Source organism: Bradyrhizobium sp. AUGA SZCCT0222, assembly GCF_018130205.1.
Classification (GTDB): domain Bacteria; phylum Pseudomonadota; class Alphaproteobacteria; order Rhizobiales; family Xanthobacteraceae; genus Bradyrhizobium.
Window position 1 is genome coordinate 1 of the sequence record NZ_JAFCLX010000045.1, and the last position, 14,320, is coordinate 14,320.

The following is a 14,320-nucleotide window of genomic DNA, read 5'->3' on the forward strand; positions in this document are numbered from 1 at the left end:
AACGGCCCGGAATTACCGGGCCGTCGTCACTCTCGCAGCCATCGTTCTGTGGATGCGCTAGTGTCCACACCACCTAGCGCGGGATGAGATGAGGTTGGGCCGTGACGATGGACCATTTTTCTCGCACCCGGGACACAGCATATCGTGGGGTGCTTGCGAGCCGAGGCACATTCCCTACTGTGCATGGGGTTGTTTTCGCGGTTTTGTGTCGAGCTGCCCCGCCAGCGCGATCAGCGCCCGGTCGGACCAGGCCGGCGCCAGCAGCGTCACCCCCATGGGGATGCCGTTCGGCAACACGCCGTTCGGGATCGCTACCGCGCAGAGATCCAGCAGATTGGCGAAGTACGAGTAGTGGCCAAGGCGGTTGTTCAGCGTAATCGGATCGCTGTGCATCTCGTCCAGCAGGAACGGTCGCGGCGCCGTGGGCACCACAAGCGCATCGACGCCGGAGAGAAGGCTTTGTGATTGCCGGCGCAGCCGCAACAACCGGTGCATCGCGGTGAAGGTGTCGATCGCCGAATAGCTGGTGGCCGTCCGAAGCACGGTTTTTGTAACATCGAGCAGGCGATCGGTATCGACCTCCATCAGCGCTGATATCGAGGCACGTCTTTCCGCGACCCAGGGTCCGGCGAACATCATCGCGCCAGCCTCGGCGAACGGCGCAAAATCGATCTCGACCGCGGTGCCGCCGAGGCTGGAAAACCTGTCGCAGGCCTGCTCGTAGAGCGCGCCGCATTCCGGCATGCCGAAGAATTCGAGATCGTTGGCCATGAGGCGGCCGAACCTGAACTTGCCGGCGGCGCGGGCGCTGACGGAGGCCGGCGCGGGCCGGCTGTACGGATCCTCGGGATCGAAGCCTTCTATGACGTCCAGGATCGCGGCGCCTTCCTGCACCGAATTGCAGAAGATCGAGACGCAATCCAGCGTCGGGCAGTTCGGCACCAGGCCACGCGACGACACCAGCCCGACCGTCGGCTTGATGCCGACGATGTCGTTGAACCCGGCGGGAATGCGGCCCGAGCCGCCGGTATCGGTGCCAAGCGCGAACGTGACGTGGCCGGCGGCGACCGCGACCGCCGAGCCCGAACTGGAGCCGCCCGAGACATAGCGCGGGTCTGCGACAGCAGCGCAGGAGCCGTAGGGCGAGCGCGCGCCGGAGAGGCCGGTGGCGAGTTGATCGAGATTGGTCTTGCCGATGCAGATCGCGCCGGCCGCAATCAAGCGTTCGACGCTTTCGGCTGATCGTGCCGGCATGTAGCTGAACGCCGGGACGGCGGCCGTCGTCGGCATGCCTGCAACGTCGATATTGTCTTTGACGCCGAACAGGACACCGAGCAGGGGGAGGGTTTCGCCGGAATCGGCGCGTGTCATCAGCGTGCGGCAATGATCCCGCGTCTCCGCGATCGGGCGGACATGGATCCAGCAGTTCCGGTCACGCTCGCTCTCGATCCGCCGATAGGCCGTCTCGATGGCCTGCAGCGGGTCGCTCCCGGCAGGGGAGGACGTTGCGAATCGTAGATTGATTTGGTTCACCTGAAAGAACTCCACCCGCGCTGCTCTCGGCAAAACTGGGCGAGCGGTTCGTCACGAACAAGCAATTAAATGCTTCGTGTTCAGGTGCGGCGGTGATTCACGCCGTCACGAATTCATCGCGCCGATAGCCCTGCGCATACAGCAATGCGGTGAGATCGCCGTGGTCGATCCGGGCGGCGGCGGCCGCCGCCACCGCCGGCTTGGCGTGATAGGCGACGCCGAGGCCCGCGGCCTCGATCATGCCGAGATCGTTGGCGCCGTCGCCGGTCACCAGCGTGTCGATGTCGTCGAGATCAAAGGACTCGGTGAGTTCGATCAGCGTCGCGAGTTTGGTGGCGCGGCCGAGGATCGGCTCGGTGACTTCGCCCGTGAGCTTGCCGCCCGACACCTTCAACTCGTTGGCGCGGTTTTCCTGGAACCCGATCATCGCGGCGACCGCGTTGGTGAACAGCGTAAAACCGCCCGAGATCAGGCAGGTGTAGGCGCCGTTGGCGCGCATGGTCATGACCAGTTCGCGGCCGCCCGGCGTCGCCGTGATGCGCTTTTTCAGCACTTCATCGACCACGCCGACCGGCATGTCCTTCAGCAGCGCGACGCGCTCGCGCAGCGCCGGCTCGAACTCGATTTCGCCGCGCATCGCGCGCTCGGTGATGGCGGCGACGTGCGCCTTCAGTCCGGCAAAATCGGCCAGTTCGTCGATGCATTCCTGGCCGATCATGGTGGAATCCATGTCGGCGAGAAAAAGCTTCTTGCGCCGGAAGGCGGCAGGCTGCACCACAATGTCGATCGGCAGGTCGCCCCGCGCCTGGCGCAGGCGGGCCTCGATCGCCTTGATATCCTCGCTGCCGGTGAAGGGGATATCGACCGCAACTTCGTCGAACAGCCATTGGGCCGTGCCGGGCGAGGGCAGGACGGCCAGCGCGCCGTCGACGATGGTGGAGTCGAGCGCGGGGTTGACGGGATTGCAGATGAGCGTGGCGACGAGGGACATGCAGGCGAATTCGCGTTTGGGGAGTAAGGCCGTGCTTATCGCAGGGCCGACCGCCAGCGGCAAGTCGGCGCTGGCCCTTGAGCTGGCGCAAAAGACCGGCGGCGTCGTCATCAATACCGATTCCATGCAGGTCTATCGCGATCTCCGTGTCATCACGGCCCGCCCGACTCCCGCCGAAGAGGCACAGGCGCCGCATTGGCTCTATGGCCATGTCGATGCCGCCGTGAACTTTTCCGCCGGCGCGTGGGTCGCGGACGCCGCCAAAATGCTGTCGGAAGCACAAGCCGCAAAACGCCTGCCAATCTTCGTCGGCGGTTCCGGCCTCTATTTCAAGGCGCTGACGCGCGGCCTGTCGGCGGTGCCGCCGATCCCGGCCGAAGTGCGTGACAGTGTGCGCGCGCGGTTGGAGCGCGATGGCGTCGAAGCGTTGCATGCGGAACTCGCAAAGCGCGACCCGGCAACGGCGGAACGCCTGAAGCCGCGCGACCGCGCCCGCATCGCACGGGCGCTCGAAGTGGTCGAGGCCACCGGCCGCGCGCTGACCGACTGGCACCGTGAAGGCCTGCCGCCGCTGCTGCCGCAAGGCGAGTTTCACGCGCTATTTCTGGCACCCGAGCGCGACCAGCTCTATGCCCGGATCGATGCGCGGTTCGACGCCATGCTGGCAGCAGGCGCATTGGAGGAGGTGGCCGCACTGGCCGCCCGACACCTCGCCCCTCTGCTGCCGGCGATGAAGGCCCATGGCGTGCCGGCGCTGATCCGAAATTTGAAGGGCGAGATCAGCCAAGCGGAGGCCGCCGAGATCGGCCGCGCCGACACCCGCCACTACGCCAAGCGGCAGTTCACCTGGTTCCGGCACCAGTTGCCGGAGTTTGAGTGGGTGGCGCCGGAGGCGGCGCGGGGGTGGGTGGAGGCGCGGGTTTTGTAGCCCGGATGAGCGCAGCGATATCCGGGATCTCACACCCTGCGGCGATCCCGGATGTCGCTTCGCTCATCCGGGCTACGGCTGCTAGGCCCCGCGCATGGCAGGGAACAGCAAATTCGCACTCGCCGAACGGCCGGAACCCCGTTACACTGCCTTAATCGGGCTGAAAGCGTCCTTCCCTTGACTTCCGGGGTCCGATCGCTATAACGCGCGTAATCTTCGGGAAGTCTGGGCCGTCCTATGCGTAATATTATTACCAAGCTCCTTATCGTAGTCGTACCCTGGCGCACCGCCCGGGATGGCTGAGGCCATCCAATTGCAGGCGGTGTGCATAGGGCCTCTGGGGCCCTTTTTTATTTCCCAAATCCAAGCCGACGAAGCCGCGCAGACACAGCGCATCCGGAGCAAGCCAAGGAAAACGTCATGACCGACAAGAGCCACGATCCGAACCAGATGACCGGTGCCGCGATGATCGTGCGCGCGCTCATCGATCATGGCGTCCAGCATTTGTTCGGCTATCCCGGCGGTGCGGTGCTTCCGATCTATGACGAGATCTTCCAGCAGAGCGAGGTCGAGCACATCCTGGTGCGGCACGAGCAGGGCGCCGGCCACGCCGCCGAAGGCTATGCGCGCTCGACCGGCAAGCCGGGCGTCGTGCTGGTGACTTCCGGCCCCGGCGCCACCAACATGGTGACGCCGCTGACGGACGCGCTGATGGATTCGATTCCGCTGGTCTGCATCACCGGGCAGGTGCCGACGCATTTGATCGGCAATGACGCGTTCCAGGAATGCGACACCGTCGGCATCACGCGGCCCTGCACCAAGCACAATTGGCTGGTGCGCGACGTCAACGATCTCGCGAAAGTGTTGCACGAGGCGTTTTACGTCGCCACGACCGGCCGTCCCGGACCCGTCGTGGTCGACGTGCCAAAGGACGTGCAGTTCGCGACCGGCACCTATCATCCGCCGCGCAAGTCCGACGTGCATGTTTCCTACACTCCGCGGGTCAAGGGCGACGCGTCGCAGATCCGCAAAGCCGTGGCGCTGCTCGCCGGCGCAAAGCGCCCGGTGATCTACAGTGGCGGCGGCGTCATCAATTCCGGACGCGAAGCCTCGAAACTGCTGCGCGAACTGGTCGAAGTCACCGGCTTTCCGATCACTTCGACCCTGATGGGCCTCGGCGCCTATCCCGCGACCGGCAAGAACTGGCTCGGCATGCTCGGCATGCACGGCACGTATGAATCCAACATGGCGATGCATGATTGCGACGTCATGCTGTGCGTCGGCGCGCGTTTCGACGATCGCATCACCGGCCGCACCGACGCGTTCTCGCCGGGCTCGAAGAAGATCCACATCGACATCGATCCGTCCTCGATCAACAAGAATATCCACGTCGACGTGCCGATCATCGGCGACTGCGGCAACGTGCTCGGTGATCTGTTGCAGGTGTTCAAGGCGGAAGCGAAAAAGCCTGATATCAAGGCGTGGTGGCAGGAGATCGCCGTATGGCGGGCGCGCAATTCGCTCGCCTACCGGAAGAACAGCGAAGTCATCCTGCCGCAATACGCCATCGAGCGCCTGTTCGAGGCGACGCGCGGGCACGACACCTACATCACGACCGAAGTCGGTCAGCACCAGATGTGGGCAGCGCAGTTCTTCGGCTTCGAGGAGCCGCACCGCTGGATGACCTCGGGCGGGCTCGGCACCATGGGCTACGGGCTGCCGGCCGCGCTCGGCGTCCAGGTCGCGCACCGGGACAGCCTCGTGATCGATATCGCGGGCGACGCCTCGGTGCAGATGACGATGCAGGAGATGTCGACGGCGGTACAGTTTGAACTGCCGATCAAGATCTTCATCCTGAACAACCAGTATATGGGCATGGTGCGGCAGTGGCAGCAGCTGCTGCACGGCAACCGGCTGTCGCATTCCTATTCGGAGGCGCTGCCGGATTTCGTCAAGCTGGCGGACGCGTTCGGCTGTGTCGGCCTGCAGGCGATCAAGCCCGGCGATCTCGACGGCGCGCTCAAGGAAATGATCTCGATCAAGCGCCCGGTGCTGTTCGATTGCCGCGTCGCGGCGCTGGAAAATTGCTTCCCGATGATTCCGTCCGGCAAGGCGCACAATGAAATGCTGTTGCCGGCGGAAGCGACCGACGAGGCGACCGCGGCGGCCTTTGCCGGCGGCAAGGCGCTGGTGTGAGGTCAGATGTTTGATCTGGGGCAACTCGAGCACGCGCACAGGATCGTCGGGGCAGCGATGCCGCCGACGCCGGCGCATGCGTGGCCGCTGCTGGCGCAGCGGCTCGGCGCCGACGTGGTCGTCAAGCACGAGAACCACACCCCGATCGGTGCCTTCAAGGTGCGGGGCGGGCTGGTCTATGTCGAGCGGCTGCAACGCGAGCGGGCGCAGACCTCAGGAATTATCTCGGCGACCCGCGGCAATCACGGCCAGAGTCTCGCTTTCGCCGCGCGCCGTTTCGGCGTACCGGCGACGATCTATGTGCCGCATGGCAATTCGATCGAGAAAAACCAGTCGATGCGCACCTTGGGCGCCAACCTCATCGAGCATGGCGAGGATTTTCAGTCCGCCCGCGAGGAATGCGAGCGTCACGCCGAACGCGAGGGTCTCGAGCTGGTGCCGTCGTTCCACCGCGACCTCGTGATGGGCGTTGCCACCTACGCGCTGGAATTGCTGCGCGCTGCTGATGATATCGATGTGCTCTATGTGCCGATCGGGCAGGGCTCCGGCATCTGCGGCTGCATCCTGGCGCGTGATCTGCTCGGGCTAAAGACCGAAATCGTCGGCGTGCAGTCGACGGAAGCGCCGTCCTATGCGCTGTCGTTCGCTGCCGGCACCGTGGTGAAGACCAACAGCAGCAATACGCTGGCCGACGGCATGGCTACGCGCGTCCCCGACGCCGAGGCGCTGGCGATCATTCGCAAGGGCGCCTCGCACATCGTGCAGGTGACCGACGACGAAATCGCCGATGCGGTGCGCGCCTACTGGACTGATACCCACAATCTCGCTGAAGGCGCCGGCGCCGCCGCGCTTGCTGCTGCCCTGCAGGAGAAGTCGAAGCTCCGCGGCAAGCGGGTTGGGCTGATCCTGTCCGGCGGCAATATCGATTTCGATCTGTTCTGGAAATGGATCGCCCGCAACGAAAATGTCACCGCCGCCAAGGCACTGGCGTAGCCAAGATTTGGGAACGACAATGAATCAGCCCGCATCCGCCTATTTCCTCGAAGAGCGCCACGATCCGACCGAGTCGCACACGCTCTCGGTGCTCGTGCAGAACGAGCCGGGCGTGCTCGCGCGCGTGATCGGGCTGTTCTCCGGCCGCGGCTACAACATCGAAAGCCTCACCGTCTCCGAGACCGAGAGCCAGAAACACCTCTCCCGCATCACCATCGTCACGACCGGCACGCCGATGGTGATCGAGCAGATCAAGCACCAGCTCGACCGCATGGTTCCGGTCTATCGCGTCGTCGACATGACGCTGACCGGCCGCTCGATCGAGCGCGAGCTCGCGATGGTGAAGGTGCGCGGCGGCGGCGACAACCGCGTCGAGGCGCTGCGGCTGGCGGACGCGTTCCGCGCCCGCGTGATCGACGCCACCACCGAAAGCTTCGTGTTCGAGATCACCGGCAATTCGGCCAAGGTCAGTCAATTCATCGACCTGATGCGACCGATCGGCCTTGTCGAGGTGTCGCGCACCGGCGTTGCCGCGATCGGGCGCGGGCCAGAGGGGATGTGAACCATGCTGGCGCGCGACTGGTATTACAATCAACGGCGGCAACTCGGGCTCGATTCCGCCGTCGCCTCGATCTACGACCGGCATGACGACAGCGACATCCGCGCCCGCGCGGCGCTGACCATGCTCGGCGTCCAGCGCGGCTGGCGGGTGGCCGATATCGGCTGCGGCAACGGCGTATTGGCGGTCGAGGCGGCGCTGATGGGCGCCGAGGTCGACGCCATCGACATCTCGCCGGCGATGCTGGCGCTCGCCAACATCCAGGCGCGCGACCGCAAGGTCGCGGTCCGCACCCAGCCGGCGGGCATGCTGAGCTTCGCCTATCAGCCGAATTCCTACGACCTGATCGTCAGCGAGTTCACGCTGCATCATCTGCCGGATTTCTGGAAGGCGGTGGCGCTGGCGCGGATTTTTGCGGCGCTGAAGCCCGGCGCGAATTTCTACCTGCGCGACATCGTCTTCGTCAGCATGCCCGACGGCGTCGATCGCGATGTCGAGGCGTGGGCCGATTTCTCGATCAAGAACCACGATTTCGAGCGCGAGAGCGTGGTCACTCATATGCGCGACGAGTACTCGACCTTCGGCTGGGTGATCGAACGCATGCTGACCGATGTCGGCTTCACGCTGGAATCGGTCGACTACCACGCGCCGCTGCACGGCACTTATCTCTTGCGCAAACCGAAGCCGGACCACCAACAGAGCTAGAAAAAATGAAACCGGCCGATGTCTGCATCGCCGTGATGCCGCTGGCGAAGCGCTCGCAAGCCTCCTCAAAAACAGTTCTGCCAAAGATCGCGTGAGGCCACCATGTCACATTCGCTGCTGATCGCCTTCGTGCTGTTCGCCACCGTGATGTTCTTCACGCCGGGGCCGAACAACATCATGCTGCTGTCCTCGGGGCTGACTTACGGGTTCCGCCCGACCATCCCGCACATCGCCGGGATCACTGTCGGCTTTGCCTTCATGGTCGGCGCGGTCGGGCTTGGCCTTGGCACCATCTTCATCGCCTATCCGGTGCTGCAGACGATCCTGAAATATGCCGGCGTCGTTTACCTGATCTATCTTGCCGCCGCGATCGCGATGTCCGGGCCGGTTTCGGCCGACCAGGACAACCGCCGCGGGCCGATGACCTTCTGGGGCGCGGCCATGTTCCAATGGGTCAACGCCAAGGGCTGGGTCATGGTGATCGGGACCATCACGGCCTATGCCGCGATCGCGGCCTATCCCTGGAACATCGCGATCCAGGTCGTCCTGAGCCTGTTGCTGGGGGTGCTTTCCTGCACCGCCTGGGCCTTGTTCGGCAGCGCGCTGCGGCCGGTCCTGACCTCGCCGAGGGCGGTGCGGGCCTTCAATATCGTGATGGCGGTGCTGCTGCTGGCCTCGCTCTACCCGGTCTTCATGGACGCATGATGCCGCACCGCGCCATGCAGAAACGGGTTTCCCAGAAAGCGAAAAATGCTCTAGACAACGCCGGAAATTCGCGGGCGACCGGCGCTCCATCCTAACCCAAATGCCTGATTAACCGGCCCATTCTGGCCACCGATGAGGAAACGACTATGCGAGTTTATTACGATCGTGATGCCGACCTGAACCTGATCAAGGGCAAGAAAGTCGTCATCGTCGGCTACGGCAGCCAGGGCCACGCCCATGCGCTGAACCTGAAGGATTCCGGCGTCAAGGAAGTGGCCATTGCGCTGCGCAAGGGCTCGGCTTCGGCCAAGAAGGCGGAGGCCGCCGGCTTCAAGGTGATGGAAGTCGCCGAAGCCGCCAAATGGGCCGATCTCGTCATGATGCTCACCCCCGACGAACTGCAGGGCGACATCTACCGCGAGCATCTGCACGACAACATGAAGAAGGGTGCGGCGCTGGTGTTCGCGCACGGGCTCAACGTGCATTTCAACCTGCTCGACCCGCGCGCCGATCTCGACGTGCTGATGATCGCGCCGAAGGGCCCCGGCCACACCGTGCGCTCGGAATATCAGCGCGGCGGCGGCGTGCCCTGCCTGATCGCGATCGCCAAGGACGTATCCGGCAACGCCCACGACCTCGGCCTGTCCTATGCCTCGGCCGTTGGTGGCGGCCGCGCCGGCATCATCGAGACCACGTTCAAGGAAGAGTGCGAGACCGATTTGTTCGGCGAGCAGGTGGTGCTCTGCGGCGGTCTGGTCGAACTGATCAAGGGCGGCTACGAGACGCTGGTGGAAGCCGGCTACGCGCCGGAGATGGCCTATTTCGAGTGCTTGCACGAAGTGAAGCTGATCGTCGACCTGATCTATGAAGGCGGCATCGCCAACATGAACTACTCGATCTCCAACACCGCCGAATACGGCGAATACGTCACCGGCCCGCGCATCGTGACCGCCGAGACCAAGGCCGAGATGAAGCGCGTGCTCGCCGACATCCAGAGCGGCAAGTTCGCCCGCGACTGGATGCTGGAGAACAAGGTCAACCAGACCTCGTTCAAGGCCACCCGCGCCAAGCTCGCCGAGCACCCGATCGAGGAAGTCGGCGCCAAGCTCCGCGACATGATGCCGTGGATCAAGAAGGGCGCATTGGTCGACAAGACGAAGAACTGATCGTTCGAAGGTCTAAACGAATGAGGGCCGCGCGTTGCGCGGCCCTTTTTCATTCGCAGGATCGTAGGGTGGGCAAAGCGCAAGCGCGCCCGCCATTTTCATTCACGGACGAGCGCCATCAGGTGCGGGCAGTACGTGCGGCTGCTTCTCGATCCTGTTGTGAAGCTGCCAGAAGCGCACGGTGCGCTGGGCGGTCTCCATCGACAGTTTCCTGTAGTCCCGCTCGGCTATGGCCAGCGTCTGATCGTCGATCTTCAGCTTCACCGGGCGGTTGCGCAGGATGCTCTCGACCGTCGGCCAGTTCAGCCGGGCGGAGCGGCAGGGAATCAGGATGAGGTCGGCGCGGGGGCCTTCGATCAGGCGTGCCATCATTTCGGCCGGCACGTCGTTGAGGACCGCGAGCGAGACCATGACCTCGTCGAACTTCTTCGCCTCGGCGAAACCATAGACGGCTGCGTCGTCCAGCTCTTTCAATTCCATCATCAGCCTGACCAGTTCTTCGGCCACGCGGAAGTCGCGTCCGGACGGCGGTCCCTCGCGCACGATGTCCTCGATCACCCGCCGGATCTCCTCCTGGAGCGCGGGCGGCGCCAGGGCCAACAGCCGGGTGCGAACGGCGTCCTTGGCGCGGCGCAGCAGGTCGCGCAGGAACTTGATGGGAAGATCGAGGCGCAGGCCGAGGATCTCGACCAGTTCGTCGTCAGCTTCGGAATGGGCCACCATGCCGGAATAGCCGGCTTCGGAGAACCGCGCGGTCGCGTTCTTCGCGAGCCTGCGAATGACCTTGGTTTGGCCGCGATCGACGATCACGTCGGTGACGGCCTCCGGCAAATTGTCGCGCGCCGAAATCGCGAGCAGATGGTCCTGGCCCTTGATGCTGGCGATCTCGACCAGTGCTTCGACGCTGAGGCGGTTGGAATGGGTGAGCACCTCGCCGGCGACCGCGATCTCGTCGTCCCATGCGAGGTATTGGATAACTTCGAACGGCGCGTAGTCGAGCGGCGCCAGCCGCTTGCTGAGCTCGGTTCTCGCCCGCGTCTCGACGCGTGCGATCAGCAGGCAGAGCACGTCGTCAAACACCTTGACCTGGTCTTCGCTGAGGCGTTCGCCGTCATTGAGGAAGAGATCGGTGACCTGACGCAGGGTTTCGACGCGCCGGGCCGGCGATCCATCCCTTACGGCATCTTCGAGTTCGGCGATAATCGAGTGAGCCGGCTGTTGCGCCATTGTGGCAGCCTGTTTGTTGTTTCAACTTCAGCACGCACAATGCCGAGCGCGGTCTTTCGCGAGCGTTAAGGCGAAAGCCCGTAGAAATGCGGAACGACAGCACTGAAAACAGGCAATCGCGAAATTCGCAGCCATCGCTGCTAGTTCGCCGCTTGCGTGCGCCGAACATTGTCCGCTTTGCGTTCCCGATTGCTTTACCACGCACGCGACGCTGCATGCCGTTATACTGCGCCGTGATCGCCGGCATTCGCATGATTAGCGCCGTTTCCGGTATTTTGACCGGCAGCTATCCTCTCCAAACCGTTGCGAAAAAAACTCGAAGGCGAAGCGCTCCGACAACAGGCCATCAAGTCCGGTCCGCTGCCGAGGAGGTGGTCCATGATGCGCGGCGCTAAGGATTTTTTCACGATGAATTCTGTTAAGGCTGCCGGAATGCGTTCTTCAACCTCTCGCGCAAGAACGGGGGCGGGCGCGCGCACCGTCGTGACGGGAGTTTTGGCCGCCGCCGCCGCGCATTGCACTTCTCTCGATCCGGATTACATCAACCCCACCTCACGGAGGGGGAGACAATCATGAGATCCGTCGTCATCACCGGTGCATCCACCGGCATCGGCTGGGCTGCCGCGAAACTGCTGCTCGATCGTGGCTTTCGCGTGTTCGGCAGCGTGCGTAAGCAGGCCGACGCGGACCGCCTCAGGGTTGAGTTCGGCGACAATTTCACGCCGCTGCGGTTCGACGTCACCGACGAGGCCGCGGTGCTGGCCGCGGCGCGCGAGGTGCGCAGCCAGTTGAACGGCGAAACGCTCGCGGGCCTCGTCAACAATGCTGGCATCGCGGTGGCAGGTCCCGTGCTTGAACTCGCGGCCGACGAATTCCGCCGCCAGATGGAAGTCAATGTGATCGGGCCGGTTATCGCGACGCAGGCGTTCGGCCCGCTGCTCGGCGCCGATCCGTCACTGAAGGGACCAAAGGGGCGCGTCGTCATGATCTCGTCGGTCTCGGGGAAAAATGGCGTCCCGATGACGTCGGCCTATGCGGCCTCCAAGCACGCGATCGAGGGGCTGTCGGAGAGCCTGCGCCGCGAATTGATGCTGTTCGGGATCGACGTCATCATCATCGCGCCCGGCGCGGTAAAAACGCCGATCTGGAGCAAGGCCGAGGACGTCGACATATCCGGCTACAAGAACTCGCCGTTCTTTCCGGCGCTGCAAAAGGTCCGTGCCTACATGCTGCAACTTGGTTCGATCGGATTGCCCGCGGAGAAAATCGCCGCGAAGATCTTCGACGCGCTGACGCTGCCAAATCCCAAGGTTCGCTATTCGATCGTGCCCGATCCGCTTCAGGTGTTGGCGGCGGCGCTGCTGCCCAAGCGCACCATCGACAAGATCATCGCCAGGCGCCTCGGCCTGACGCCGCAGGCATGACGACGATTGGCAAGACCAGCGCGGAGCTGACCGAACTCGTCAACGAGGCGCTTGGCGATCAACCGGGATGCGAAACGGCGCGCATCACCGGTCTTCAACCGGTGCCGGGCGTCCGCGGCGGCCGCAACTGGGAAATTCCGAGCGTCGCGCTCGGCGACAGCCTGATCAGCGACGTCGATCGCGCCGTGATCACGATTCATCGCCGATTGGGCCGCACGTTTCATCTGATCTGATATGACCGTACGAGCGCGCAGGCGTTATGGCCGTCATCCCGCCTGCACCGTGTGCGGCGTTCGCGCCGCGGCCATGCTGATCATCCGCAAAGCGAACACCGCCAGCAGCGGGATCAGGAACAGCGCGTATAGCGGCATGTCGGGAATCCGCTTGCCGAACGACACCATGAACTGAAACAGCAGATAATAGCCGCCGATCAGATGCAGCGTGCGGAAGGCCCGCGCGCCGATCGCCTTGGCCGTGCGGTCGAATGAGGTCGCCGCCATAGCGATGATGAAGGCATAACCGATGCCGCCGAAGATGTAGGAGGCGGGCGAGGTCGCGGCCGTATAGCCCGCAGGATCCATCATTGCGAAGGCGGCGATCGCAATCGCATGAATGCCGTGCGAGGCTGCGAAGGTCACGCCGAGGTAACGGCGGTTGCGGCGCTGCCATCGCGTCCAGGCGTTGGGCCAGAGCCGCGCCAGCGCGGCGGCGCTGAAGGCGAGACAAAAGAACAGCAGCGAGGTCCGCGCCGTGAAGCGGATCACCATGCGCACGCCATCGACCTCGAATTGCCGCATGCCGGCGATCCAGACGCTAAGCGCGAGCAGGGTCAGCGCCAGCACGGCAAACAGCCGCCAGCCTTCGAACCAGTTTTGACGCGTCGGCATGTCCAACTCCCCCTTGACCTTGCCGTCATTGCGAGGAGCGAAGCGACGAAGCAATCCATTCCTTCACTGCGGCTCGATGGATTGCTTCGCTGCGCTCGCAATGACGCGGATGCAGATGTAATCACCAGTTACTTATGCGCGTCACGCAGCGTCAACCCGTGTAATCGTTGCTTACATTCACAAGGGGGTGATGTTAGGAGGGACGATGCGTTCCTCGGCCAAGCCTCCGTCCGCCAAACTTCCGGCCAAGCCGCGCCGCCGCACGGCGCGCGCGCCGGCGGCAAAGCCCTATCATCATGGGGATCTCCGCCGGGTTCTGATCGACGCCGCACTGCAACTGGTCGGCGAGGGTGGTCCTGACGCGGTCAGTGTCCGCGAGGCTGCCCGCCGTGCCGGGGTGTCGCCGGGGGCGCCGTTCCGGCATTTTCCCAGCCGCGACGCCCTGATGAACGCGGTCGCCGAGGAGGCGCAGCGCAGGTTCCGGGTCGAGATCGAAGCGGTGCTGGCTGAGGCATCGGCCAGCAATCCGTTGGGCCGGTTCCGCTGCCTGGGGCTCGCTTATCTGCGCTGGGCGATGAAGAATCCGACCCATTTCGAGATCATTTCCAGCCGCCGTTTTTTTGATCACGACGAGGCGGCCGGCGTCTCGCAGGACAATGCCGAACTGATCGACCTTACCGAGCGCACGCTGGCGGAGGCGTTTGCACAGGGGCAATTGCGCTCGGCGGACCTGAAACAGGTGCAGATCGCCGGCCGGGCGCTGGTCTATGGCTTCGCCCGGATGAATATCGACGGTCATTTTCCGCGCTGGGGCGTCGCCGGCGCGGACGCCGAGCGAACCGCGGAAGCGATCCTCGATCTCTTCATCGAAGTTATCGCCAAAGTTCCCGGCAAATCCGCTTGATGCGTTTGATGCGTTTGAGGAGCTTTCCGACGCGCGTAACGCTCGAAGCCGGAACCGGCAATCTCGCCGCGCGTTGACAAGCGCGGCAAGGCGTTCCGCCAC

The 14,320-nt window shown here is 64.1% G+C and carries 14 protein-coding genes; 10 read left to right on the forward strand and 4 right to left on the reverse strand.

The features are described 5' to 3' along the window. Nucleotides 1–174: 174 nt before the first annotated feature. The gene (gene atzF, locus JQ629_RS28950; RefSeq protein WP_212415510.1) at nt 175–1,533 is read right to left on the reverse strand and encodes an allophanate hydrolase; all 1,359 of its coding nucleotides are present in this window, start codon (nt 1,531–1,533) and stop codon (nt 175–177) included. Nucleotides 1,534–1,630: 97 nt separating this feature from the next. Beyond that, on the reverse strand, nt 1,631–2,524 hold the full coding sequence (serB, locus tag JQ629_RS28955) for a phosphoserine phosphatase SerB (RefSeq protein ID WP_192737979.1): 894 nt from the start codon (nt 2,522–2,524) through the stop codon (nt 1,631–1,633). Here serB and miaA point away from each other — a divergent pair. The 7 genes from miaA to ilvC all read left to right on the forward strand — a co-directional run bounded on the left by miaA (nt 2,523) and on the right by ilvC (nt 9,776). Continuing rightward, the gene (gene miaA / locus JQ629_RS28960) at nt 2,523–3,452 is read left to right on the forward strand and encodes a tRNA (adenosine(37)-N6)-dimethylallyltransferase MiaA (RefSeq protein WP_212415550.1); all 930 of its coding nucleotides are present in this window, start codon (nt 2,523–2,525) and stop codon (nt 3,450–3,452) included. The two genes, serB and miaA, sit on opposite strands and share 2 nt — an antisense overlap. 420 nt (nt 3,453–3,872) lie before the next feature. Beyond that, entirely contained in the window at nt 3,873–5,648 is a 1,776-nt protein-coding gene (locus JQ629_RS28965) for an acetolactate synthase 3 large subunit (RefSeq protein WP_212266476.1), read from the forward strand. A 6-nt stretch (nt 5,649–5,654) separates the two neighbouring features. Continuing rightward, complete coding sequence (locus tag JQ629_RS28970) at nt 5,655–6,641, forward strand: threonine dehydratase (RefSeq protein WP_212415511.1); 987 nt, start codon at nt 5,655–5,657, stop codon at nt 6,639–6,641. A gap of 19 nt (nt 6,642–6,660) precedes the next feature. Beyond that, nucleotides 6,661–7,203, forward strand: a complete 543-nt coding sequence (gene ilvN, locus JQ629_RS28975) for an acetolactate synthase small subunit (RefSeq protein WP_192737977.1) — start codon at nt 6,661–6,663, stop codon at nt 7,201–7,203. A gap of 3 nt (nt 7,204–7,206) precedes the next feature. Beyond that, nucleotides 7,207–7,905, forward strand: a complete 699-nt coding sequence (locus JQ629_RS28980; RefSeq protein WP_212415512.1) for a class I SAM-dependent methyltransferase — start codon at nt 7,207–7,209, stop codon at nt 7,903–7,905. A 102-nt stretch (nt 7,906–8,007) separates the two neighbouring features. Beyond that, the gene (locus JQ629_RS28985) at nt 8,008–8,610 is read left to right on the forward strand and encodes a LysE family translocator (RefSeq protein WP_192737975.1); all 603 of its coding nucleotides are present in this window, start codon (nt 8,008–8,010) and stop codon (nt 8,608–8,610) included. Between the two features lie 146 nt (nt 8,611–8,756). Next, a complete protein-coding gene (ilvC, locus tag JQ629_RS28990; protein WP_212034449.1) occupies nt 8,757–9,776 on the forward strand; it encodes a ketol-acid reductoisomerase in 1,020 nt (339 codons plus the stop codon). 102 nt (nt 9,777–9,878) lie between these two features. On the opposite strand, the gene JQ629_RS28995 is transcribed toward ilvC, so the two are convergent. After that, on the reverse strand, nt 9,879–11,003 hold the full coding sequence (locus JQ629_RS28995; RefSeq protein WP_212415513.1) for a DUF2336 domain-containing protein: 1,125 nt from the start codon (nt 11,001–11,003) through the stop codon (nt 9,879–9,881). Between the two features lie 572 nt (nt 11,004–11,575). Here JQ629_RS28995 and JQ629_RS29000 point away from each other — a divergent pair. Beyond that, nucleotides 11,576–12,427 (forward strand): SDR family oxidoreductase, encoded by an 852-nt coding sequence (locus JQ629_RS29000; RefSeq protein ID WP_212415514.1) that lies wholly within the window; start codon nt 11,576–11,578, stop codon nt 12,425–12,427. Continuing rightward, complete coding sequence (locus JQ629_RS29005) at nt 12,424–12,660, forward strand: hypothetical protein (protein WP_212266488.1); 237 nt, start codon at nt 12,424–12,426, stop codon at nt 12,658–12,660. The genes JQ629_RS29000 and JQ629_RS29005 overlap by 4 nt, the downstream gene beginning before the upstream one ends. A 33-nt stretch (nt 12,661–12,693) precedes the next feature. Here JQ629_RS29005 and JQ629_RS29010 read toward each other — a convergent pair whose 3' ends face one another. Further along, nucleotides 12,694–13,314: a hypothetical protein gene (locus JQ629_RS29010; RefSeq protein WP_212415515.1), complete on the reverse strand. Its 621-nt coding sequence runs from the start codon at nt 13,312–13,314 to the stop codon at nt 12,694–12,696. Nucleotides 13,315–13,519: 205 nt separating this feature from the next. Here JQ629_RS29010 and JQ629_RS29015 point away from each other — a divergent pair, with 205 nt between their 5' ends. Then, nucleotides 13,520–14,218 carry a TetR/AcrR family transcriptional regulator gene (locus tag JQ629_RS29015; protein WP_212415516.1) on the forward strand — a complete coding sequence of 233 codons (699 nt, stop codon included), beginning with the start codon at nt 13,520–13,522 and terminating at the stop codon, nt 14,216–14,218. Nucleotides 14,219–14,320: the final 102 nt, after the last annotated feature.

Bases quoted from the DNA above. Each gene is read 5' to 3' on its own strand.
- miaA (WP_212415550.1), top strand. From the start codon at position 2,523: ATGCAGGCGAATTCGCGTTTGGGGAGTAAGGCCGTGCTTATCGCAGGG.
- serB (WP_192737979.1), bottom strand. From the start codon at position 2,524: ATGTCCCTCGTCGCCACGCTCATCTGCAATCCCGTCAACCCCGCGCTC.
- JQ629_RS28965 (WP_212266476.1), top strand. From the start codon at position 3,873: ATGACCGACAAGAGCCACGATCCGAACCAGATGACCGGTGCCGCGATG.
- JQ629_RS28970 (WP_212415511.1), top strand. From the start codon at position 5,655: ATGTTTGATCTGGGGCAACTCGAGCACGCGCACAGGATCGTCGGGGCA.
- ilvN (WP_192737977.1), top strand. From the start codon at position 6,661: ATGAATCAGCCCGCATCCGCCTATTTCCTCGAAGAGCGCCACGATCCG.
- JQ629_RS28980 (WP_212415512.1), top strand. From the start codon at position 7,207: ATGCTGGCGCGCGACTGGTATTACAATCAACGGCGGCAACTCGGGCTC.
- JQ629_RS28985 (WP_192737975.1), top strand. From the start codon at position 8,008: ATGTCACATTCGCTGCTGATCGCCTTCGTGCTGTTCGCCACCGTGATG.
- ilvC (WP_212034449.1), top strand. From the start codon at position 8,757: ATGCGAGTTTATTACGATCGTGATGCCGACCTGAACCTGATCAAGGGC.
- JQ629_RS28995 (WP_212415513.1), bottom strand. From the start codon at position 11,003: ATGGCGCAACAGCCGGCTCACTCGATTATCGCCGAACTCGAAGATGCC.
- JQ629_RS29000 (WP_212415514.1), top strand. From the start codon at position 11,576: ATGAGATCCGTCGTCATCACCGGTGCATCCACCGGCATCGGCTGGGCT.
- JQ629_RS29005 (WP_212266488.1), top strand. From the start codon at position 12,424: ATGACGACGATTGGCAAGACCAGCGCGGAGCTGACCGAACTCGTCAAC.
- JQ629_RS29010 (WP_212415515.1), bottom strand. From the start codon at position 13,314: ATGCCGACGCGTCAAAACTGGTTCGAAGGCTGGCGGCTGTTTGCCGTG.
- JQ629_RS29015 (WP_212415516.1), top strand. From the start codon at position 13,520: ATGCGTTCCTCGGCCAAGCCTCCGTCCGCCAAACTTCCGGCCAAGCCG.